The sequence below is a fragment of the Micromonospora sp. NBRC 110037 genome, assembly GCF_001652995.1.
In the GTDB taxonomy this organism is placed as follows: Bacteria; Actinomycetota; Actinomycetes; order Mycobacteriales; family Micromonosporaceae; genus Micromonospora; species Micromonospora chalcea.
The window spans coordinates 315048-334329 of the sequence record NZ_BBVA01000003.1; the positions used below are offsets into that span (position 1 = coordinate 315048).

Consider the following 19282-nt stretch of genomic DNA (forward strand, 5'->3'; position numbering starts at 1 on the left):
CCGGGGTCCATCAGGTCACTCGGCGGCCGGGCGGGTCCGCTTCGTGGCCTTCGGCAGCTTCGCCGACGGGGTGGCCGGCTTGGTGGCCTTGGTGGCGGTCGTCTTGGCGACGGCCTTGGTGGCGGTCGCCTTGGTGGCGCGGGTGCGCTTCACCGCGGCCGGCTTGGCGGCCACCGCCTCGGCCACCGCGGCCGGGCTGGGCACATCGGTCGTCGCGGCGGCGGTGTCCGGCTTCGCGGCCATCTCGGCCTTCGTCGCGACCGCGGCCTTCGGGGTGACCTCGGCCTTCGGGGCCACGTCGGTGCCGGTGGCCTCGGTGGCCTGGATGTCGGCGTTCACCGTGTCGGCGGCCTCCAGCACGCCGGCGCCGACGACACGCTCACCACGGGCGACCAGTTCGGCGTACGCGGCCAGCGCGCGCTCCTGCGCGGCGTGCGCGCCGGCCACCACGACGGCGGCGTTGCGGGTGGCGGCCTCGCGGAGCTTGTCCAGGTTGGCGGCCTCGCGCAGCTTCTCCAGGTTCGCCGCCTCGCGCAGCTTCTCCAGGTTGGCGGCCTCGCGGAGCTGGTCGAGGTCGGTGGCGACGGCGCGCTCGCGCAACCCGGTCGCGGTCTGGTTGGCGGTCTTCAACGTCTCGGTGGCCTTCTGGCGCAGCTCGAAGCCGGTGACGACGGCCTTGCCGCCGAGGTCGGTCACGACCCGGGTGCCGAGGCCGCTGACCACGGTGGGCAGCTTGCGCAGCTGCTCCAGGGCCAGCTCACCGGCGCCGGCGGCGGCGTAGAGGGGTGCGGGGATGCGGTTGGTCTTCGGCTGGGTGGTCATGACTGCTCCTCTTCGGCCGCACCGGCGGCCTTCCGGGCCGCCCGGCGGGCGGCCGCTTGCTCAGGGGCGGCGGTGGTCGGGGCGGGCGCGGTGGTCGGGGCGGGCGCGGCACCCGCTTCGGTGACGGCCACCGATTCGAGGACCGCCTCGGTCGGCGTGCCCTCCGGCGTGACCGGACCGGTAGCGGCCGCCGCCACTGTCGCCGGGGCCTCCGGCGCGGTGGCCGGCTCGGTCGCGGCGGCCTTCTCGGCCGTCTCCGCCGCCCCGGCGGCCTCGGTCGCCTCGGCCAGGCGGGCGTTCTCGCGCCGGAACGTCTCGTAGATCTGGGTGAGCGACTGCTTCTGGGCCATGGTCAGCTCGGGGTCGACGGCGATCGCCGCGAGCACGCCCTGCCCCTCCTTGTCGTCCAGCAGCCCGGCCCGCAGGTACATCGCCGGGGTGGAGACGCGCAGCGCGCTCGCGAGCTGCTGGAGCACCTCGGCGCTCGGCTTGCGCAGCCCTCGCTCGATCTGGCTCAGGTAGGGATTGCTGACACCCGCCTGCTCGGCGAGCTGGCGCAGTGAGATCTTCGCGTTGCGCCGCAGGTCGCGAATGAACCCGCCGACATCGGGAAGGTCCTTGCTGGTGGCCATGACTCAACGCTAGCTCGGTCCGCTAACTGCTGCAAGCAAAACGCTTGCCAGAGTTAGCAGGGTCACCGATGGCGGGTTGCGGAGCCCATGTCCGTTCCGTACGGTTCTCCCCCGTGACCAAGATCGATATCAACGGTGCCCAGCTCGCGTACGACGAGAGCGGCACCGGCACCGCCGTGGTGCTGCTGCACGCCGGCATCGCCGACCGGCGGATGTGGCGCGGGCAGATCCCGGCACTCGCCCAGCGGCATCGGGTGATCGCGCTGGACCTGCGCGGCTACGGCGAGTCGGAGTTGCCGCCCGCGCCGTTCGCCCACCACGACGACGTGATCGGGCTGCTCGACGCGCTGGGCATCGAGCAGGCCGCGCTCGTCGGCTGCTCGTTCGGCGGCCGGGTCGCGGTGGACACCGCGCTCGCCCACCCGCAGCGGGTCTCGGCGCTGGCGCTCTTCGGCGCGCCCGTCTCCGGCAACGAGTGGTCCGAGGAGACCGAGCAGCTCTGGGAGGACCTGGTCGGCGACGTGGACCCGGAGGACTTCGCCGCCACCGCCGCCGGGGAGGTGCGGTTCTGGGTGGTCGGCCCGACCCGCCGCCCGGAGGACGTCGACCCGGAGCTGATCCGGTTCGCCGAGGAGATGGATCGCCGGGCGCTCGCCGCCGAGCAGGCGCTGAGCGCGGTCGACGTCCACGAGCTGGACCCGCCGGCGATCGACCGGCTGGGCGAGCTGCGCGTACCGGTGCTGGTCGGCACGGGCGCCGACGACCTGGCCGACATCCGCCGCCTGGCCGACCGCATCGCCGACGAGGCCCCCCGGGGCATACGCATGCCGGACGTCCCCGACGCGGCCCACCTGCTCCCCCTGGAGCGCCCCACCGAAACCAACACCGCCCTCCTCCCCTTCCTCCCCTGACCGCTCCCTCCCTCCCTCCCTTCGCCGCGTTGATCTTGCACTTGTGGCCCTCGGTGCGCCTGGAATGCGCGTTTCGCCTGGGCAGCAAGTGCAAGATCGACGGGGATGGAGGGCGGGGTGGGGTTACCAGATGGGGCGGGTTGCGCCTACGGGGAGGCCGCCGCCCAGCACGGGGGTCTCGGCGTACTCGGTGAGGATCGGCGCGTCGACGCCCAGCCGCGACAGCGCCGAGACGAGGACCGGCATGCGGGCCCTGGCCGCGCCGTCGTCGATCTTCAGCGCGACCGCGCCGACCCCCGGGACCGCCGCCGCGATCACACCCTCCGCGCCGATCTTGGCGAGCAGACCGGGTACGCCGCGCATCAGCCGCGTGTCCTCGGCCTGGGTGCCGCCGACCAGCTCCGGGTACGTGCGCATCGCGTCCGCCACGGTCCGCTCGACGGTGCCCGGCTCGGCGTCGACCAGCCGCAGGAACGCCCGCGCCAGCCCGGTGAGCGAAACGGCGAGCACCGGCGCGCCGCAGCCGTCCACCCCGACCGCCGCCGCCCGCTCCCCGGTGAACTCCTCGATCGTGGCGGTCAGGCGCTGCTGGAGCGGGTGCTCGGGCCGCCAGTAGCCGTCCAGCGGCCAGCCGGCGGCCAGGCAGGTGCGCAGCATGCCGGCGTGCTTGCCGGAGCAGTTCATCAGCACCCGGGCGGGACCGCCGCCGGCCCGCAGCACCGCCTCCCGGGCGGCTTCGCCGACCGGCAGGTCCGGCGGGCAGTGCAGCGCGTCCCCGGTGAGGCCGCCGCCGCGCAGCAACGCGGTGACCCGCTCGATGTGGAACTCCTCACCGGCGTGGCTGGCCGAGACGAGCGCCAGGTCGGCCGGGTCGGTGAGCGGCAGCCCGGCCCGCAGCATCCCGATCGCCTGCATCGGCTTGTTGGACGAGCGGGGGAAGATCGGCGAGGTCACGTCTCCGGCCCCGGCGACAGGCGCTCCGGCGGCGTCGAGCACCACCACGGAACCCCGGTGGAAGCCCTCCACGAAACCGGACCGGACCACCTCGGCGAGCGGCGCGCCGCCCTCGTACGTCTTTCCCACGTAATGGACCGTACCGATGGGGCGGGCCCGGCCGACGGCGGGGTGACCTGCGGCGTCGCCCGGGGCCATACAGGGCCGGCGGCCGGTACGCCGCTTACCCGCCGGTGGCCGGAAGACCGAGCAGCGTACGGGCCTCGGCGGTGGTCAGCGGAGGCCGCTGGGCGAGCTGGGCGAAGCCGACCGCCCGCGCGACGAGCTGCATGTTGGACTCCACCGGGCGCCCCTTGGCGTACGTGACCGTGTCCTCCATGCCGACCCGCAGGTGACCGCCGGCCGACAGCGACGCCAGCATCACCGGGATGGTGCTGCGCCCGATGCCGGTGGCCGCGAACGTGGTGCCCTCGGGCAGGTCACGCAGCATCTGCTGGGCCGCCACCAGGGTCGCCGTGGTGCCCGGCATGCCACCCGGTACGCCCATCACGAAGTCGACGTGCACGTGCCCGCCGTGCGGCAGGCCGTACTTGCCGAGCAGCCGCTGCAGGGCGGTGAGGTGGCCCAGGTCGAAGATCTCGTACTCGGGGACGACGCCGCGTTCCTGCATCCGGGTGTGCAGGTCGACGATGAACTCCCACCGGTTGAGGAACACGTCGTCGCCGAAGTTGACGGTGCCCATGGTGCAGGAGGCCATGTCCGGCGCGGCATCGAGCACCGCGAGCCGGGCGGACTCCGGGTCGGTCACCGCACCCCCGGAGGAGAGCTGCACGATCAGGTCGGTGCTCTCCCGCAGCGCCGCCACGGTGTCGCGCAGCCGCCCCTGGTCGAGCGTGGGCCGCGCGTCGTCGTCGCGGATGTGGACGTGGATCACGGCGGCGCCGAGCGCCTCGCACTCCTTGGCGGTCAGCAGCAGCTCGTCGAGCGTCACCGGCAGCGCCGGCACCTCAGCCTTCGCCGATTCCGCGCCGGTGGGGGCAACCGTGATCAACGTCCCTGTCGTCATGCCCCGGATCCTAGACCGGTGCCCGACGTCGGGTCGACCGGAGGATTTCCGGTGCGGGCGGCGTTAAGAAGGGACCCTTCCTCTACCGGAGGCGTTAATAGGGGGCCCTTCCTTACACGTCGATGGCGGCGGCGCTCTCGCCCACGAGCAGGCGGGCGTCGTCGGGCGTGTTGCGCTTCAGCACGGCGAGCGCCACCTGACCCAGCTCGAAGTGCTGCACGGCGGTGCCCACGAAGCCGACCGTCCGGCCGTCGAGCGTCACTGGCGTACCGGCCACCGGCGGCTGGTCGCTCGCCACGCCGTCCAGATGCAGCAGGACCAAGCGGCGGGGCGGCTTGCCCAGGTTGTGCACCCGGGCCACCGTCTCCTGGCCCCGGTAGCAACCCTTGTCCAGGTGCACGGCCGGGGCGATCAGGTCCACCTCGGCCGGGATCGTGCGGTGGTCGGTGTCCACCCCGGCCCGTACCTGCCTGGCGGCGACCCGGACGGCCTCGTACGCCCACAGCCCGGCGACCGGCACCCCGGCGCCGCGCAGTTCGGCGACCACCCCGTCCATGGCGGCGCGGGGCACCAGCAGGTCGACGCCGAGCGCCACCCGGCGGGCCCAGCCGCCGACCGGCAGCGGCTTGACGTCGTACACCACGGAGGGCCGCGCGGGCAGCTCGCCGGAACGGAACTTCGGACCCGGCACCGCCGCTACGTCGGGAGCGGCCAGCCCGGTCACGCCGAGCGTGTCGAGCACGCCGGGCGCCTCCGGCCCGACCAGCGACAGCAGCGCGAACTCGGCGGTGGCGTCGCGCGGGTCGACCTTGCTGAAGAACCGCATCTTCTCCAGGTACGACAGCAGGCCGCCGGTCATGCCCGGCTCGGTGTCCAGCCAGGTGGTCTCGCCGTCGTCGGCGACCATCGCGTGCTGCTCGACGTGCCCGTGCGGGGAGAGCACCAGCAGTTCGGTGCCCTGCCAGGGGGCCAGCGCGGCCAGGTGCTGGCTGGTGAGCGTGTGCAGCCAGCTGATCCGTTCCTCGCCGGGCACCGCGACCACGCCCCGGTGCGAGCGGTCGACCAGGCCCACGCCGGTGGCCAGGAGCCGCTGCTCACGCATCGGGTCGCCGTAGTGCGCGGCCACCGGCGCGACACCGGCCGCCCGGTGGGCCGGCTCGGGCTGGTCCCGGGTCTGGTCGTCGATGCTCTCGGTGGTCACCGCTCCGGCGATGTCGATCATGCGTGTTCCCCGTTCAGTGTGCAGCGGCCGCAGACCCCGAAGAGCGCGACGTGCCCGATGTCGACCTGGAATCCGCGCTGGTCGGCCAGCTGGTCGGCGAGCGGGCGGAGCATCTCGGGTGAGATCTCGTCGATCGCCCCGCACTCCCGGCACACCAGGTGCACGTGCTGGTGCTCGCCGGCCGCGTGGTAGGTGGGCGCGCCGTGCGAGAGGTGCGTGTGCGTGACCAGGCCGAGCCGCTCCAGCAGCTCCAGGGTGCGGTAGATGGTGGTGATGTTGACGCCGGCCGCCACCTCGCGGACCGCCGTGTGTACCTGCTCCGGGGTGGCGTGCCCGAGGTCGAGGACGGCCTGGAGCACCAGCTGCCGCTGCGCCGTCAGCCGCAGCCCGCGCGCGCGGAGCATTTCCGCGAGGGAGGATTCGGACACCCTTCGATCATAGTTCGGCCGCCGCGCCGGTCCGTCCGCCGCCGGGGTACGCCACTACGCTGCGCCCGTGGAGGCGACGCGGGTGGCGGTGCTCGGCCGGGGGCTCGTACCGGCCGGTGAGCCGGTGGTGCGCGGCGACGACCGGGGTGTGCTGCACGGCGACGGCCTGTTCGAGACGCTGCACCTGCGCGACGGGGTCCCCTGGCTGCTGGAGCCGCACCTGGCCCGGCTGCGGGCGGGCGCGGCGGCGATCGACCTGCCGCTGCCCCCGGACGGCGCGCTCGTCGAGCTGCTGGACGCGGTCCGCGCCGGCTGGCCGCCGGAGACCGAGGGCGCGTTGCGGCTGGTCTGCACCCGGGGGCCGGAGGGCGGCGGGCGGGCCACGGTGTACGCCACGCTGGGCGAGGTGCCGGCGTCGGCCCGGCTGGCTCGGCGTACCGGGGTGACGGTGGCCACGCTGCCGCTCGGGGTGGCCGCCCGGTCCCGCCCCGAGCTGGGGTGGCTGCCGAACGGCGTGAAGTCCACCTCGTACGCGCTCAGCACCGCCGCCCGGCGCTGGGCGCAGCGGACGGGCGTGGACGACGTGCTCTGGGTCTCGACCGACGGCTACGTGCTGGAGGGACCCACCGCGAACGTGGTGTGGCTGCGTGGCGGGACGCTCTGCACGGTGCCGGCGGCGCAGACCGGCATCCTGCCCGGCGTGACCGCCCACCACCTGGTGAGCCGTGCCGGAGAGCTGGGCCTGACCCCGGCCGAGCACCTGCCCACAGTGCCCGACCTGCACGCCGCCGAGGCGATCTGGCTGACCAGCTCCCTACGCGGCCCCACGGAGGTCACGACCCTGAACGGAACCCCCCGCCCGAGTTCCCCCCTGACCCCCCGCATCCAGGCCCTCCTGAACTTCCCCCGGTCCTCCCCCCGTTGATCATGAAGTTGGCGGTGACAAATCGGGCAGCCGACGCCGTCAACTTCATGATCGACCGGGGAAGCGGGACGGGTCAGCCGGCCACCCGGGTGAGGCGGGCGGAGAGGTGCGGGCTCAAGGGCTGACCCACGGCGGCCATCTCCTGCGCGTACAGCAGAGCGCCCTCGACGATGCCGAACAGCCGGGCGCCGGCGGTGACCTCCTTCGCCGTCGCGGTACGCACGACCGCGTCGGTGGCGAACTCGATCTGGGTGCCCTTGCGCTTGCCGATGTGCAGCTCCATCACGCCGGTCGGCGTGGTCATCAACGCCTCCAGCTCGTCGGTGACCCGCTCACCGTCGAGCACCGGACGCCACCAGCCCACCTCGCGGCCGGCCGGCCGGACCGGACGGCTCTGCTCGTCCAGGATCCAGGCCCGCGACTCGTAGAACAGGAACGGCCGGCCGTCGTGGCTGATCCGGATCTCCTGCGCGTAGTCGAAGTCCTCGATCGTCGGGAACCCACCCCGGCCCCGGCCGCGCCACACCCCGATGTACGGCAGCAGGCCGTCCAGGCTCGGGTGCAGCTTCGGGCCGACGCGCAGGTCGTGGCTCTCCTCGTACGGGTACTCCTCGACCGGCGGCGCGTTCAACCACGGCGGCTGAAGCGGATTCTCACTCACAGATTCACCACTTACCTCTAGCTATGCGGACCGCGAGATAGGCCAGGCCACCGGCGAGCGCGCCCAGGCCGGCGACCAGCAGGCTGACGAACCCGATCTCGGTAACCATCCGGACCATCCTATGCTGGGTGGCATGGCGCGCTCTCTCGTCGTCAAGGCCACCGCCGGCGCGGACTCCCCGGAACGCTGCGCCCAGGCGTTCACAGTCGCCGCCACCGCCGCCGCGGCCGGGGTGGACGTCTCGCTCTGGCTCACCGGCGAATCGACCTGGTTCGCGCTCCCCGGCCGGGCCGAGTCGTTCGAGCTGCCGCATTCCGCGCCACTGGGCGAGCTGCTGCACGTCGTCCTGGCCACCGGCCGGGTGACCGCCTGCACCCAGTGCGCGGCCCGGCGGGACATCGGCACCGGCGACGTCATCCCCGGCGTACGCATCGCGGGCGCAGCCGTGTTCGTCGAGGAAGCGATGACCGAGGGCGCACAGGCGCTGGTCTACTGACAACCGGCCCGGGTTGTCCATTCTGCCCAGTGCGCCGATCCTGACCCGGCATGTCCGGATGCTGCCTACCATGCGAATGTGAGTCAGGCCATCCAGGAGTTCTTCGCGTCGCTGCCGGCGCGTGCCGCAGCCGTTCTGAACAGCCCGATCGGCGGGACACTCCAGATCGACCTGGCCGACGGCAACCGCACCGAGCACTGGTACGTGACGCTGGCCCCCGGCACGGCACAGGTGAGCCGGGAGGAGCTACGGCCGGCGGACGGCGTGCTGACGCTGTCCACCGAGCTGTTCGAGAAGCTCGTCACCGGGCGGGCGGCCGGCATGGCGGCGGTGCTGCGCAACGAGGCCACGTTCAGCGGCCACGTCGTGCTGTTCCTGGCGTTCCGCCGATTCCTGCCGCAACGGCCCGACGTGCGGGACCCCCGGGACGCCGCCCGCGAGCACGCCCGGCGGCTGGTGTGAAGGACCGGGTCAGCATCCTCGACGGCAACACGTTCCTGGTCAGCGACGATCGCGGCAACATCGAACCGTCGTACGACTTCCCCACCGGGCTGTTCTCCTTCGACACCCGGTTCCTGTCCACCTGGTTCCTCACCATCGACGGGCAACGTCTGCACGCGCTCTCGATCGACGACTCGCTGTCGTACAAGACGCGGTTCTTCCTGGTCCCCGGCGAGCCGACGCACTACCTGGACGCCAACGTCTCGGTGATCCGCAGCCGCGCCATCGGCGGCAGCCTCGACGAGGAGCTGACCGTGCTCAACCACTCCGAACAGGAGCAGGAGTTCCACCTCCGGCTGGACATCGGCTCCGACTTCGCCGACCTCCTGGAGATCAAGAACCGGCGCGACAAGAAGGGACTCACCACGCCGACGGTGGAACCGAACGGCCTGCGGCTCACCTACCGCCGGGAGGCGTTCCGCCGCGAGACGCTGGTGACCAGCAGCGCGCCGGTCGAGGTCGACGCGGACGGGATGACCTTCCGGGTCCGGATCAGCCCGCACGGCGAGTGGACCACCCGGCTGCACGTGAGCACCATCATCTACGGCGCGCGTGGTGAGGACATCCGGGCCATCCTGCCGCTGGGCGGCCAGCGCACGGCGGCCGAGATCGAGGCCGAGCAGAGCGCCCTGATCAGCCGTGCGCCGAAGCTGGGCTGCGACTGTGAGCCGCTGGCCAGCGCGTACCGGCGCAGTCTCAACGACCTGGCCGCGCTCCGGTACGAGTCGATCACGCTCGGCGTCCGGCTGCTCGCGGCCGGCCTGCCCTGGTTCATGACGCTGTTCGGCCGCGACAGCATCTTCACCTCGCTCCAGGTGCTGCCGTTCCTCCCCGACCTGGTCAAACCGACGATCATCATGCTGGCCGGTCTTCAGGGCAGCCGGGTCGACGACTTCCGCGACGAGGAGCCGGGCAAGATCCTGCACGAGCTGCGCTACGGCGAGAGCGCCGGATTCGAGGAACAGCCGCACTCGCCGTACTACGGCGCGGCCGACACGACGGCGCTGTTCGTGATCCTGCTCGACGAGTACGAGCGGTGGACCGGGGACGCCGATCTGGTACGCAAGCTGGAGTACGAGACCCGGGCGGCGCTGACCTGGCTCGACACGTACGGGGACCTGCTCGGCACCGGCTACGTCTGGTACATGTCCCGCAACCCGGAGACGGGGCTGCCGAACCAGTGCTGGAAGGACTCACCGGAAGCCATCTCCTACGCCGACGGCCGGATGCCGGAGTTCCCCCGGGCCACCTGCGAGCTGCAGGGGTACGCGTACGACGCGAAGATGCGCGCCGCCCGCCTGGCCCGCACCTACTGGCAGGATCCGGCGTACGCGGACCGGCTGGAGCAGGAGGCGGCGGCGCTGAAGGAACGGTTCAACCGCGACTTCTGGATCGCCGACCGGGAGTACTACGCGCTGGCGCTCGATCCGCGCGGGCGGCAGGTGGACGCGCTCTCCTCGAACATCGGCCACCTGCTGTGGAGCGGCATCGTGGACGAGTCCCGGGCCCCCGCGGTCGCCGCCCATCTGCTCGGCCCGCGCCTGTTCTCCGGCTGGGGGGTACGCACGCTCGCCGACGACCAGGGCCGGTACAACCCGGTCGGATACCACGTCGGCACGGTGTGGCCGTTCGACAACTCGATCATCGCCTGGGGTCTGTGGCGGTACGGCTTCCGGCAGGAGGCCGGCCGGATCTGCGACGCGCTGCTCAGCGCGTCGCACTTCTTCGACGGGCGGCTGCCCGAGGTGTTCGCCGGCTACGAACGTGGCCTCACCGACTACCCGGTGGAGTACCCCACCGCGTGCAGCCCGCAGGCGTGGTCCGCCGGTACGCCTCTGCTGCTGCTACGGGTGATCCTGGGACTGGAGCCGCAGGGCGAGCACCTGATCATCGACCCGGCCGTACCGCCGGGGATGGGCCGGGTGGAACTGCTCGACATCCCGGGCCGCTGGGGCCGGGTGGACGCGCTGGGCCGCAGCCGGGAACCGCACGAGGAACCGGCACCGCCGCCGCTCGGGCTGCCCGGCCGGTGAGTCAGGCCGGGCAGGGCGTGGTCACCGCCACGCGCACCCGCTCGTCGGCCCGCTCGGCCAGCACGGCCGGCTCGCCGGGGCGCGCGTACCGGTCGGCGGAGTCCACCACCGGCGCGACGCCACCGCCGAACGCGGCGGCGAGCGGCTGATCCGCCGGCGCGGCGGCCTCACCCCGGGCGGTGCGGGCCGCGCCCCCACCGGGGCAGGGCGCGGTCAGGACCTGGACCGCGCCGGTCGCGCCGCCCCACCGGCCCAGCGCCGACGCCAGCGCGGCGGCTTCGGCAGCGGCGTCGGCGGTCGGCGCGCGGTAGCCGGAACCCAGCGGCCGGCAGCCGGTCGCGGCGGTCAGAAGGATCCGGCCCGGGCCGTCGGACCGGCCCTCGACCGCGACGAAGTCGCCCGCGTCGGCGCGCAGCAGCGGCTCGCCGTCGAACGTCGACACGCCCGCCCGCCACGCCTGCGGCAGCCGGTCGGCGACGCGTCGCAGCACTTCGCGTACGTCGTCGCCGCCGATCGCCACCTCGACGCCGCGCTCGAGCGTCGCGCCGGAGTCCATCGGCGTGATCCGGCAGCCGCGTTCCAGGCGGTCCGGTACGAGCGCGGGTACGCCGTCGGCGCCGACCGCGCCGGTCAGCTCGCCGATCGCCCGGTCCACCACCGGACCGGCCTGGTCCAGTGAGCGCTGCTCCTTGACCGTCGGCGGGTCGGTCCGCACCGACCACCAGGTCAGCCCGGCCAGCAGCACGGCCCACGCCATGGTGGCGGCCGTCAGCCAGCGCAGCCGACGCCGGCCGGCACCCGGCTGATCTCCAGGGTTGGGCGGGGCGTAGCCCGTCTCGACGGCAGTCACCCGGCAATGGTGTCACGTGCCGGCGAGGCGCCCGGCCGCGCCTCGGCACGCCCGGTCAGGCCGGGACGGACCGGCGGGACAGCAGCCACAGCAGGTAGAAGGGGCGCTGCCGCAGCTCGCCGCGACGGTCGGCGTACTGGTCGGCGGCGAGCACCGCGGAGAAGAACCCGCCCGCGCCCAGCATGCCGAGCACCGGCGCCAGGTGGGTGCCCTCGACCGCCACCAGCGTCGCGGCGACGGTCGCCACCGCGGCGCCCGCGGCCTGCACCGCCGAGCGCCGGGCCACCCGGGCGACCTCGGAGCGAGCCGCCCGCACCCCCTCCTGGATCTCCGCGTCGAGCTTCGCGAGCTGCACCAGCGCCTTGTCCGGATCCGTGTCGACGTCCAGCATCCGGCCGCGCAGGTACGCCTGGGTCGCGGCGAGCGCGTCGCTCTCCTGGGTCAGGATGGCGCAGTAGTCCCGCAGCGAGGTGCCCTCCAGCATCGGCAGGTCGAGCTGGAGCAGCGGGGTCACCAGCCGCGCCTTCACCGGATCCCCGCTCGGCACGTCGACGACCCGGTGCCCCTTGACGATCAGGTCGAGTGTGCGGTCCGGGTTGTCGCCCAGCTCGATCCGGCCCATCGTGTCGAACGGCGAGGAGGTCGACTGGGAGTCCGGCGCGCGCGACTCCAGGTGGGTGCGGCGGAAGGTCTGCGGGAAGTAGACGAGCTGCCCCAGCTCCAGCAGCGGCGCGCAGTCCCGCAGGTACGCGCCGAGGCGGTCCAGGTCGTCGCATTCGGCGTAGAGCTCGTCGATCCGGATGTCCTCGTACCGGCAGCGCGGGTCGCAGTGATCCGGATCCTTGCCGCACCTCTTGCAGGTCTCCCGGTTGGCCAGGTAGCAGTGCTTGCCGCCCGGCTGGGAGAGGACCAGCTTGCCGGTGACGAGCGTGGCCCGCTTCGTGAGGAACGACAGGTCCGTGTCGAGGCTGGCGACCGAGACGTCGAACGGGCGCGCGCGGCCGGACCCGGCGGTGCGCTGGAGTTCGCGGGCGATCTCCTCACCCCGATTGCCGTCGATGAAGTCGATCAGATAGCGAACTGCGTGGGCGGCGGCGTCGTCGGGCACCTGATCCCCCTCCGGCGCGTCCGGGGCGCGCCGCCGTCCAGCCTGCCAGCCACGGGCAAGCCGCACAGTCACCGGAACGGCTCGTGGCCCGCCACCCGGCTGGGGTGGCGGGCCACGATCAGAGCGTGGGTCAGGCAGCGACCGAGACGGTCACCTCGTTGATCCCGCGAGCCGCGGCGACGGCGGTGTCGCCGTTGCCCTGGCGGGACAGCGCCCGCAGCGTCCACGAGCCCGGCGCGGCGAAGAACCGGAACTGCCCGGCCGGCGACGTCACCACCTCGGCGGTGAACTCACCGGTGGAGTCGAGCAACCGCACATACGCGCCCGGCACGACCTCACCGGACTCGGACAGCACACGGCCGGTGATGACGGTTTCCTTCTCCAGGTCCAGGCTGGCCGGGAGGGGGGCGGCCTGGTCCGGCGCGGCGCAGCCGGCGGCAGCCGTCGAGGCGGCGGAGGTGGCGGTCATCAGGCCTCCCCCGGCTCGTCACCGAGCGCCACCGGCACGCCGACGAGCGAGCCGTACTCGGTCCAGGAACCGTCGTAGTTCTTCACGTTGCGGTGCCCGAGCAGCTCCTGGAGCACGAACCAGCTGTGCGAGGAACGCTCGCCGATCCGGCAGTACGCGATCGTCTCCTTGCTGTCGTCCAGCCCGGCGTCGGCGTAGATCTTGCGCAGCTCGTCGTCGGACTTGAACGTGCCGTCCTCGTTCGCCGCCTTGGACCACGGCACGCTGATCGCGGTCGGGATGTGGCCGGCCCGCTGCGCCTGCTCCTGCGGCAGGTGGGCGGGGGCGAGCAGCCGGCCGGCGAACTCGTCGGGGCTGCGCACGTCGACCAGGTTCTTGGTGCCGATCGCGGCTACCACCTCGTCGCGGAACGCGCGGATCGAGGTGTCCGGCTCCTGCGCGACGTACTGCGTCTTCGGCCGCTCCACCACGTCGGTGACGAGCGGACGGGCGTCCAGCTCCCACTTCTTGCGGCCGCCGTCGAGCAGCTTGACGTCGCCGTGGCCGTAGAGCTTGAAGTACCAGTACGCGTACGCGGCGAACCAGTTGTTGTTGCCGCCGTACAGGATCACGGTGTCGTCGTTGGCGATGCCCCGGTCCGACAGCAGCGCCTCGAACTGGCTCTTGTTGACGAAGTCCCGGCGGACCTGGTCCTGCAGGTCGGTACGCCAGTCGAGCTTGACGGCGCCGGCGATGTGCCCGGTGTCGTAGGCCGAGGTGTCCTCGTCGACCTCGACGAAGACGACGCCCGGGGCGCCGAGGTTCTTCTCGGCCCACTCGGCCGAAACGAGTGCGGTGTCGCGACTCATCAGATCACTCCCTGGTGAGGATGGATGGTGAGCCTGCGCGCGGAGATCGATGTCGATTGTTGTCGCACCACGCGCGGGACCCAGAGCTAGGAACGGATCACGGGTACGTGCGACGGCGCCGCTGCCGGGCGTTGAGGGGAACCGGGAAAGGTTCGTGGACCCTGGGTGGCCGCCGTTCAGGCGGCCGGAGACAGCCCCGCCGTCAGATGACGGGGCGACACAGGCAGGTGGCCACGCGGCACAGGTCGACCGCGCGCCGTTTGGTGAGGTGGGTCCCCATGGGCAGGGAGATTACCAGCCCATGCCACAGCTGCCACCAGGCCGACCAGCATCCGGGACGGCCGGCCCGCTCCCCGGACCGGCCGTGTACGGCTTTCAGCCGGCGGAGTTGATGGGCACGTTCGCCGCGTCCGCCGTGACCACCAGGCCCTCCGGCTTCGGCTCCACCTTGCGCAGGTTGAGCTGGAACGGCAGCTCCGGCAGCGGCACGTCGATCGAGATGCCCTGCGCGTACCGGGTGAGCGCGGCCCGGGCCAGCGGCACGTTCGGCAGGCCGTCGGCGGTGAGGTCGTTGAAGCGCAGCGCCACCTTGCCGCCGGCCACCGTGACGTCGGCGGTGCCGTTGACGGTGAGCTTGACGCCGAGGATGTCCACCGGGGCGGTGACGGCGAGCTTGCCGTTCCGCTCGCCGAGCGTCAGCCCGGGACGGTCCAGCAGCTTGGCCAGGCTCTCGTAGGTGACGGTGCCCCGCCCGTCCACGCTCTCGGCCACCACGTCGCCCCGGCCGGAGCGCAGCGTGTCCAGCGACGCGGTCACGTTGCGCGCGTCCACGTCCAGCTTCGGCACCTCCACGGCGTCACCCTGGACGGCGCCCCGCACGTCGGTGAGCTGGATCGAGATGCGCTCGTACCGGCCGTCGAGCACCTGAGTGAGGAACGGGAAGCCACCCACCTCGACCTGCGGCGCGGCGGACTGCGCGTCCTGCTTGGCGATCTCCTGCCGCACCTGGTCGGCGATCGCCCGCTCGGCGACCCCGGCGGCGACCCGGTCGGCGACGACGAGCAGCCCGACCAGCACCAGCAGCAGGACGACGAAGCCGATCAGCACCTTCCGGCCGCGTCGCCGCGGTCGGCCCTCCGCCGGATACGCCTCTGCCACGCCGCCTCCCGTCCTCGCCGCCGTCACCGCGTCTCGCGGCGCAACCGTACTTACCCGAGGCGAATCTTCCCCAACCGCGTCAGAGGAACAGCACGCACATCGCGTACGCGGCCGGCGCGGCCAGCGCAAATCCGCCCAGCGGCCCCTGCATGTGCCGGGCCACCCACATCGTCGGCGGTTCACCGGCCATCAGGCGGCCCGCCTCGGCGTACCCCACGGCGAGGTCGGCCAGGACGGCGGTGGCGGCGCTGACCACGCCGACCAGGGCGGCGCTGGTCGGGGTGAAACCGACCAGGTAGCTGCCGAGCAGGGCGCTGGTGAGGGTGCCGAGCATCGCGCCCGCGACCACGCCGGCCGCGCCGCGCGGCACCTGCGGGGCGAGCCGCGGCCACGGCGCCACCGCGTCGGTGAGCCGCGCCACCAGCAACGCCACCCCGGCGGCGGTGAGGCAGACCGTGATCGCCTGGGTGCCCTTGGGAATCCGGCTGAGCACGACGAGCGTGCCGAAGGCGACCACGCCCACCACGATGAGCAGGGTGCCGCCGAGCGAGTCGGTCACCCGGACCCGGTCCACCCGCCGGACGAGCTGCCCCAGCACGGCGAGCAGCAGCCCGGCGGCCGCGGCGTAGCCGAGCGGGGCCAGGCCGGCGATGTCCGACTGGACCGCCGCGACGTCGGCGATCACGGCCGTGCCGGCGCTGACCAGGGCGACGACCAGCAGGGCGGGCGGTCGCATGGCCATCGTCCAGGCGAGCACGAAGAGCATCTGGACGCCGAAGATGATGGCCGCGAACGGCAGCCGGTGCCCGGGGCCGGAGGTCTGCGCGCCGAGCACCAGGCCGACGCCGAGCAGCGCGGCGAAGCCGGCGACGGTGAGCGCCAGCGGCCGGCGGACCGGGACCGGTGGCATCTCCTCCTCGGGCGCCTCGTCGGACTCGTCGTCGGCGCGCCGGCCGGGTCCGCCCTTCCGTAGCCGACGCGGTCCCTTCCGCTCCGGCCGGTCGCCCTCCTCGTCGGCGGGGCCGGTACGCGGGGCGGGCGGGTAGCCACGGGCGGGGCCGGAGGGCCCGGCGGACGGGTCGTCGGCCCACGGTTCACGACCGGTGTCGCGCGAGGTGGAGGGAAACACGCCCCGATCGTGCCAGACCCGGGCGGCTCGGCGGAGGTCCCGGTTTCGGTGACGTTAAAACCTGCACCGCGATCAAGGGCAGAAGGGGCAAACGGGAAAGCACCCCGGAGGTGACGGCGGGTCCATCGGTTACGCTCAGGCCGTTACCCGCCCGTCAGCGACGCCGGGACCCACGCAAGTTCACAGCGCCGCCCTCACCCGGGCGTGTCGCTGGTCGCGCGCGGCCGAAGGGCCGCCGGGACGGAGGTGATCGTGGAGCTCCTGCTGCTCGTGACCGCACGGGCCGGTGAGCCGTCGGCGGTGTTGCCGGCACTCGACCTGCTGCCGCACTCGGTCCGCACCGCACCCCGCGACGTCCGCACGCTGGTCTCCGGCCCCACGCCGGACGCCGTCCTGGTGGACGCCCGCTCCGAACTGAGCGAGGCGCGCGCCACGTGCCGGATGCTGCACGCCACCGGGCTCGGCGTACCGCTCGTCGCGGTGGTCACCGAAGCGGGCCTGATCGCGCTCAACGCGGACTGGGGTGTCGACGACGTGATCCTGGCCGGCGCCGGGCCGGCCGAGGTGGAGGCCCGGCTGCGGCTCGCCGTCGGCCGGCTGAGCAACGCGACCGCCGGCGCCGGCGGCTCGATCCGGGCCGGTGAGCTGAACATCGACCCGGACACCTACGCCGCCAAGCTGAAGGGCCGCCCGCTCGACCTCACGTACAAGGAGTTCGAGCTGTTGAAGTTCCTGGCCCAGCACCCGGGGCGGGTGTTCACCCGGGACCAGCTGCTGCGGGAGGTCTGGGGTTACGACTACTTCGGCGGCACCCGCACTGTCGACGTGCACGTGCGGCGCCTGCGCGCCAAGCTCGGCTCGGAGTACGAGTCGATGATCGGCACGGTCCGCCAGGTGGGCTACAAGTTCGTCGTCCCGCCGTCGCGTTCGCTGCCGGAGTCGGAGCCCGCGCCGCTGCCGGTCTGACCGCCCACGCCCCACTCCGGTAGGGGGCATTTCCGCAGAACGCCCTTTTTGCCCGATCAGTCAGACATATCCTGACTGCCGGATTTACCGGGCAAAGGGGGCGGCGGTGCGTGCGGTGAACACGGGGGCGACGAACGGCCGGTGCCGCTGATGCGGGGCCCGACGCTGCGCGCCACCGGGCTCGTGACCGTGGTGCTCGCGGGCCTGCTCGGCTCGGCGTTCGCGCTGGGCCGCAGCCTGGTCCCGGAACACCCGCCGTCGAACGCCGGCGCCACCACCGCGCTCAACGGACCGCGCTACGCCGACCAGCCGCCCAGCACGGACTTCCCCGGCGGCCGGGCCACCGCCGGGCCGAGCCCCGACGCCGCGCCGGACGCCGCCCCGGTCGAACCGGGCGGCGACGGCCCGTACGGCAGCCTGGTCGTCACCGGCTCGTCCCGGGTCGCGCTGACCTTCGACGACGGCCCCGATCCGCGCTGGACCCCGCAGGTGCTCGCGCTGCTGGCCCAGTACGGCGTGAAGGCGACGTTCTGCGTCGTCGGCGAGAACGCCGAGGCCCATCCGGATCTGATCCGGTCGATAGTCGCCGAGGGGCACACCCTGTGCAACCACTCCTGGGAGCACGACGTCGACCTGGGCAAGCGGTCCCCGGCGACGATCCGGGCCGACATCCTGCGCACGAACGACGCGATCCTGGCCGCCGCGCCGGGGGCGCGGATCGCGTACTACCGGCAGCCGGGCGGGGCCTGGACGCGCCCGGTGATCTCGGCCTGCGCCGACCTGGGCCTCACCCCGCTGCACTGGAGCGTGGACCCGTCGGACTGGAGGGCGCCGGGCGCGCTCACCATCGAGTCGAGGATCCGCACACAGATGGGACCGGGGGCGATCGTGCTCATGCACGACGCGGGCGGGGACCGTTCCGGCACGGTCGCGGCGTTGCAGCAACTCCTGCCCGAAATACTGGCGCGGTTCGAGCTGGAGTCGTTGCCCGTCGGCCCGCAGTGACGAGCGCCACCGACCGCCGCCCTCGTCCGGCGCGAACCGCCGCCGGACGGCGGCTACCGTGACTCAGATGAGCCCCGAGACGACCAGTGGCCCCGCAAGCGACCGGATCGACCGGGCGGACCGCCTGACGCCGGCCGAGGTCGCGGAGGTGCTGGCGCTGGCCCGCGCCGCCGGTGACGCCGACGGCGCCGACCCGCTCGACGAGCACGTGCTGCTGCGGCTGCGCGACCCCGAGGCTCCCGCCGTGCACCTCACCGCCCGCACCGCCGACGGCACACTCACCGGGTACGCGCATCTCGACGTCACCGCCCCGGCCGAGGGCGTCGGCGCCGAACTGGTCGTGCATCCCGCGTACCGGCGGCGCGGCGTCGGCCGGGCGCTGGCCCGGGGCGTGGTGGACGCCGCGCCCGGTCCGCTGCGCGCCTGGGCCCACGGCGACCACCCGTCGGCCGCCGCGCTCGCTGTCGACCTGGGCTTCGCCCGGGCGCGGGTGCTCTGGCAGATGCGCCGTCCGCTGACCCCCGAACTGCCCGAGCCGGTGGTGCCGGACGGCGTGACGCTTCGCGCGTTCCGCCCCGGCGAGGACGACGAGGCGTGGCTGGCGGTGAACAACGCGGCCTTCGCCCAGCACCCCGAGCAGGGCAAGTGGACGCTCGACGACCTGCGCGTACGCATCGCCGAGCCGTGGTTCGATCCGGCCGGCTTCCTGCTCGCCGTCGACTCCACGACCGGGCGGCTGCTCGGCTTCCACTGGACCAAGGTGCACGAGCGGCCGCGCTCGGCCCGTATCGGCGAGGTCTACGTGCTCGGCGTCGACCCGTCCGCGCACCGGGGCGGCCTGGGCCGGGTGCTCACCGCCGCCGGCCTGACCCACCTGCGCGACGAGCGCGGGCTGGACCGGGTGATGCTCTACGTGGACGAGAGCAACACCGCCGCGGTCGCGCTCTACGAGCGGCTGGGCTTCGCCATGTGGTCCGCGCACGTCAACTACCAGCGCGGCTGAGCGTTCCGCGGCCCCGGAAAATCGCCATAAAGGCGATACCAGGCTGCTAGTTCACGAAATGGACAACCCTTCCTCAGCGTACGGCCATCTCGTCG

General features: G+C 73.3%; 23 protein-coding genes. 8 read left to right on the forward strand and 15 right to left on the reverse strand.

What is annotated here, in order from left to right:
- Positions 1 to 15: 15 nt before the first annotated feature.
- Together A4R25_RS11460 and A4R25_RS11465 are read right to left on the reverse strand one after the other, a co-directional pair.
- Positions 16 to 822 (reverse strand): hypothetical protein, encoded by an 807-nt coding sequence (locus tag A4R25_RS11460; protein ID WP_064446701.1) that lies wholly within the window; start codon positions 820 to 822, stop codon positions 16 to 18.
- Positions 819 to 1454, reverse strand: a complete 636-nt coding sequence (locus tag A4R25_RS11465; protein WP_064446702.1) for a helix-turn-helix domain-containing protein — start codon at positions 1452 to 1454, stop codon at positions 819 to 821. Before A4R25_RS11465 ends, A4R25_RS11460 begins: the two co-directional genes overlap by 4 nt.
- A gap of 113 nt (positions 1455 to 1567) precedes the next feature.
- Between A4R25_RS11465 and A4R25_RS11470 the strand changes: the two genes are divergently transcribed.
- Complete coding sequence (locus tag A4R25_RS11470) at positions 1568 to 2365, forward strand: alpha/beta fold hydrolase (protein ID WP_231915500.1); 798 nt, start codon at positions 1568 to 1570, stop codon at positions 2363 to 2365.
- Positions 2366 to 2488: 123 nt separating this feature from the next.
- Here the strand turns inward: A4R25_RS11470 and A4R25_RS11475 are convergent, their stop codons facing one another.
- The 4 genes from A4R25_RS11475 to A4R25_RS11490 form a co-directional block, all read right to left on the reverse strand.
- Entirely contained in the window at positions 2489 to 3517 is a 1029-nt protein-coding gene (locus tag A4R25_RS11475) for an asparaginase (RefSeq protein WP_082930985.1), read from the reverse strand.
- Positions 3518 to 3542: 25 nt separating this feature from the next.
- Positions 3543 to 4385, reverse strand: coding sequence for a 3-keto-5-aminohexanoate cleavage protein (locus A4R25_RS11480; RefSeq protein WP_064446705.1), 843 nt, complete (start codon positions 4383 to 4385; stop codon positions 3543 to 3545).
- Between the two features lie 112 nt (positions 4386 to 4497).
- The gene (locus A4R25_RS11485) at positions 4498 to 5607 is read right to left on the reverse strand and encodes a folate-binding protein YgfZ (RefSeq protein ID WP_064446706.1); all 1110 of its coding nucleotides are present in this window, start codon (positions 5605 to 5607) and stop codon (positions 4498 to 4500) included.
- A complete protein-coding gene (locus tag A4R25_RS11490; RefSeq protein ID WP_082930986.1) occupies positions 5604 to 6011 on the reverse strand; it encodes a Fur family transcriptional regulator in 408 nt (135 codons plus the stop codon). Before A4R25_RS11490 ends, A4R25_RS11485 begins: the two co-directional genes overlap by 4 nt.
- Positions 6012 to 6102: 91 nt before the next feature.
- Here A4R25_RS11490 and A4R25_RS11495 point away from each other — a divergent pair, with 91 nt between their 5' ends.
- Positions 6103 to 6960: an aminotransferase class IV gene (locus A4R25_RS11495; RefSeq protein WP_064446707.1), complete on the forward strand. Its 858-nt coding sequence runs from the start codon at positions 6103 to 6105 to the stop codon at positions 6958 to 6960.
- 73 nt (positions 6961 to 7033) lie between these two features.
- On the opposite strand, the gene A4R25_RS11500 is transcribed toward A4R25_RS11495, so the two are convergent.
- Both A4R25_RS11500 and mtfM read right to left on the reverse strand, forming a co-directional pair.
- Complete coding sequence (locus A4R25_RS11500) at positions 7034 to 7621, reverse strand: FABP family protein (RefSeq protein ID WP_030504451.1); 588 nt, start codon at positions 7619 to 7621, stop codon at positions 7034 to 7036.
- 4 nt (positions 7622 to 7625) lie between these two features.
- Positions 7626 to 7730 (reverse strand): small membrane protein MtfM, encoded by a 105-nt coding sequence (gene mtfM / locus A4R25_RS32105; protein WP_043330899.1) that lies wholly within the window; start codon positions 7728 to 7730, stop codon positions 7626 to 7628.
- A 12-nt stretch (positions 7731 to 7742) separates the two neighbouring features.
- Here mtfM and A4R25_RS11505 point away from each other — a divergent pair, with 12 nt between their 5' ends.
- From A4R25_RS11505 to A4R25_RS11515, 3 genes are all read left to right on the forward strand, one after another.
- Positions 7743 to 8117 (forward strand): DsrE family protein, encoded by a 375-nt coding sequence (locus A4R25_RS11505; protein WP_043328020.1) that lies wholly within the window; start codon positions 7743 to 7745, stop codon positions 8115 to 8117.
- Between the two features lie 78 nt (positions 8118 to 8195).
- A complete protein-coding gene (locus A4R25_RS11510; protein ID WP_064446708.1) occupies positions 8196 to 8579 on the forward strand; it encodes an SCP2 sterol-binding domain-containing protein in 384 nt (127 codons plus the stop codon).
- The gene (locus A4R25_RS11515; RefSeq protein ID WP_064446709.1) at positions 8576 to 10651 is read left to right on the forward strand and encodes a glycogen debranching N-terminal domain-containing protein; all 2076 of its coding nucleotides are present in this window, start codon (positions 8576 to 8578) and stop codon (positions 10649 to 10651) included. The genes A4R25_RS11510 and A4R25_RS11515 overlap by 4 nt, the downstream gene beginning before the upstream one ends.
- Before the next feature lies 1 nt (position 10652).
- Here A4R25_RS11515 and A4R25_RS11520 read toward each other — a convergent pair whose 3' ends face one another.
- The 7 genes from A4R25_RS11520 to A4R25_RS11545 form a co-directional block, all read right to left on the reverse strand.
- Positions 10653 to 11501 (reverse strand): hypothetical protein, encoded by an 849-nt coding sequence (locus A4R25_RS11520; protein WP_064446710.1) that lies wholly within the window; start codon positions 11499 to 11501, stop codon positions 10653 to 10655.
- Positions 11502 to 11556: 55 nt separating this feature from the next.
- Positions 11557 to 12609: a hypothetical protein gene (locus A4R25_RS11525; RefSeq protein ID WP_064446711.1), complete on the reverse strand. Its 1053-nt coding sequence runs from the start codon at positions 12607 to 12609 to the stop codon at positions 11557 to 11559.
- Positions 12610 to 12739: 130 nt separating this feature from the next.
- A complete protein-coding gene (locus A4R25_RS11530; protein ID WP_064446712.1) occupies positions 12740 to 13078 on the reverse strand; it encodes a DUF1416 domain-containing protein in 339 nt (112 codons plus the stop codon).
- Positions 13078 to 13926, reverse strand: a complete 849-nt coding sequence (locus A4R25_RS11535) for a sulfurtransferase (RefSeq protein ID WP_030504459.1) — start codon at positions 13924 to 13926, stop codon at positions 13078 to 13080. The genes A4R25_RS11530 and A4R25_RS11535 overlap by 1 nt, the downstream gene beginning before the upstream one ends.
- Before the next feature lie 202 nt (positions 13927 to 14128).
- A complete protein-coding gene (locus tag A4R25_RS32220) occupies positions 14129 to 14206 on the reverse strand; it encodes an Ms5788A family Cys-rich leader peptide (RefSeq protein ID WP_310503780.1) in 78 nt (25 codons plus the stop codon).
- Between the two features lie 95 nt (positions 14207 to 14301).
- Entirely contained in the window at positions 14302 to 15084 is a 783-nt protein-coding gene (locus A4R25_RS11540; RefSeq protein ID WP_030504460.1) for a DUF2993 domain-containing protein, read from the reverse strand.
- Between the two features lie 79 nt (positions 15085 to 15163).
- The gene (locus A4R25_RS11545; protein WP_064446713.1) at positions 15164 to 16213 is read right to left on the reverse strand and encodes a hypothetical protein; all 1050 of its coding nucleotides are present in this window, start codon (positions 16211 to 16213) and stop codon (positions 15164 to 15166) included.
- Between the two features lie 246 nt (positions 16214 to 16459).
- On the opposite strand from A4R25_RS11545, the gene A4R25_RS11550 reads away from it, so the two are divergent.
- The 3 genes from A4R25_RS11550 (at position 16460) to mshD (ending at position 19187) form a co-directional block, all read left to right on the forward strand.
- Positions 16460 to 17179 carry a response regulator transcription factor gene (locus A4R25_RS11550; RefSeq protein WP_176722767.1) on the forward strand — a complete coding sequence of 240 codons (720 nt, stop codon included), beginning with the start codon at positions 16460 to 16462 and terminating at the stop codon, positions 17177 to 17179.
- Positions 17180 to 17329: 150 nt separating this feature from the next.
- A complete protein-coding gene (locus A4R25_RS11555; protein ID WP_043330897.1) occupies positions 17330 to 18184 on the forward strand; it encodes a polysaccharide deacetylase family protein in 855 nt (284 codons plus the stop codon).
- 67 nt (positions 18185 to 18251) lie between these two features.
- The gene (mshD, locus tag A4R25_RS11560; protein WP_064446714.1) at positions 18252 to 19187 is read left to right on the forward strand and encodes a mycothiol synthase; all 936 of its coding nucleotides are present in this window, start codon (positions 18252 to 18254) and stop codon (positions 19185 to 19187) included.
- Positions 19188 to 19282 lie beyond the last annotated feature (95 nt).

Excerpts from the sequence above, each read along its gene's own strand:
- mshD (WP_064446714.1), top strand. The coding sequence starts at position 18,252 with ATGAGCCCCGAGACGACCAGTGGCCCCGCAAGCGACCGGATCGACCGG.
- A4R25_RS32220 (WP_310503780.1), bottom strand. The coding sequence starts at position 14,206 with ATGGGGACCCACCTCACCAAACGGCGCGCGGTCGACCTGTGCCGCGTG.
- A4R25_RS11535 (WP_030504459.1), bottom strand. The coding sequence starts at position 13,926 with ATGAGTCGCGACACCGCACTCGTTTCGGCCGAGTGGGCCGAGAAGAAC.
- A4R25_RS11485 (WP_064446706.1), bottom strand. The coding sequence starts at position 5,607 with ATGATCGACATCGCCGGAGCGGTGACCACCGAGAGCATCGACGACCAG.
- A4R25_RS11530 (WP_064446712.1), bottom strand. The coding sequence starts at position 13,078 with ATGACCGCCACCTCCGCCGCCTCGACGGCTGCCGCCGGCTGCGCCGCG.
- A4R25_RS11465 (WP_064446702.1), bottom strand. The coding sequence starts at position 1,454 with ATGGCCACCAGCAAGGACCTTCCCGATGTCGGCGGGTTCATTCGCGAC.
- A4R25_RS11480 (WP_064446705.1), bottom strand. The coding sequence starts at position 4,385 with ATGACGACAGGGACGTTGATCACGGTTGCCCCCACCGGCGCGGAATCG.
- mtfM (WP_043330899.1), bottom strand. The coding sequence starts at position 7,730 with ATGGTTACCGAGATCGGGTTCGTCAGCCTGCTGGTCGCCGGCCTGGGC.
- A4R25_RS11460 (WP_064446701.1), bottom strand. The coding sequence starts at position 822 with ATGACCACCCAGCCGAAGACCAACCGCATCCCCGCACCCCTCTACGCC.
- A4R25_RS11505 (WP_043328020.1), top strand. The coding sequence starts at position 7,743 with ATGCTGGGTGGCATGGCGCGCTCTCTCGTCGTCAAGGCCACCGCCGGC.
- A4R25_RS11475 (WP_082930985.1), bottom strand. The coding sequence starts at position 3,517 with ATGGCCCCGGGCGACGCCGCAGGTCACCCCGCCGTCGGCCGGGCCCGC.
- A4R25_RS11555 (WP_043330897.1), top strand. The coding sequence starts at position 17,330 with ATGCGGGGCCCGACGCTGCGCGCCACCGGGCTCGTGACCGTGGTGCTC.
- A4R25_RS11490 (WP_082930986.1), bottom strand. The coding sequence starts at position 6,011 with ATGCTCCGCGCGCGCGGGCTGCGGCTGACGGCGCAGCGGCAGCTGGTG.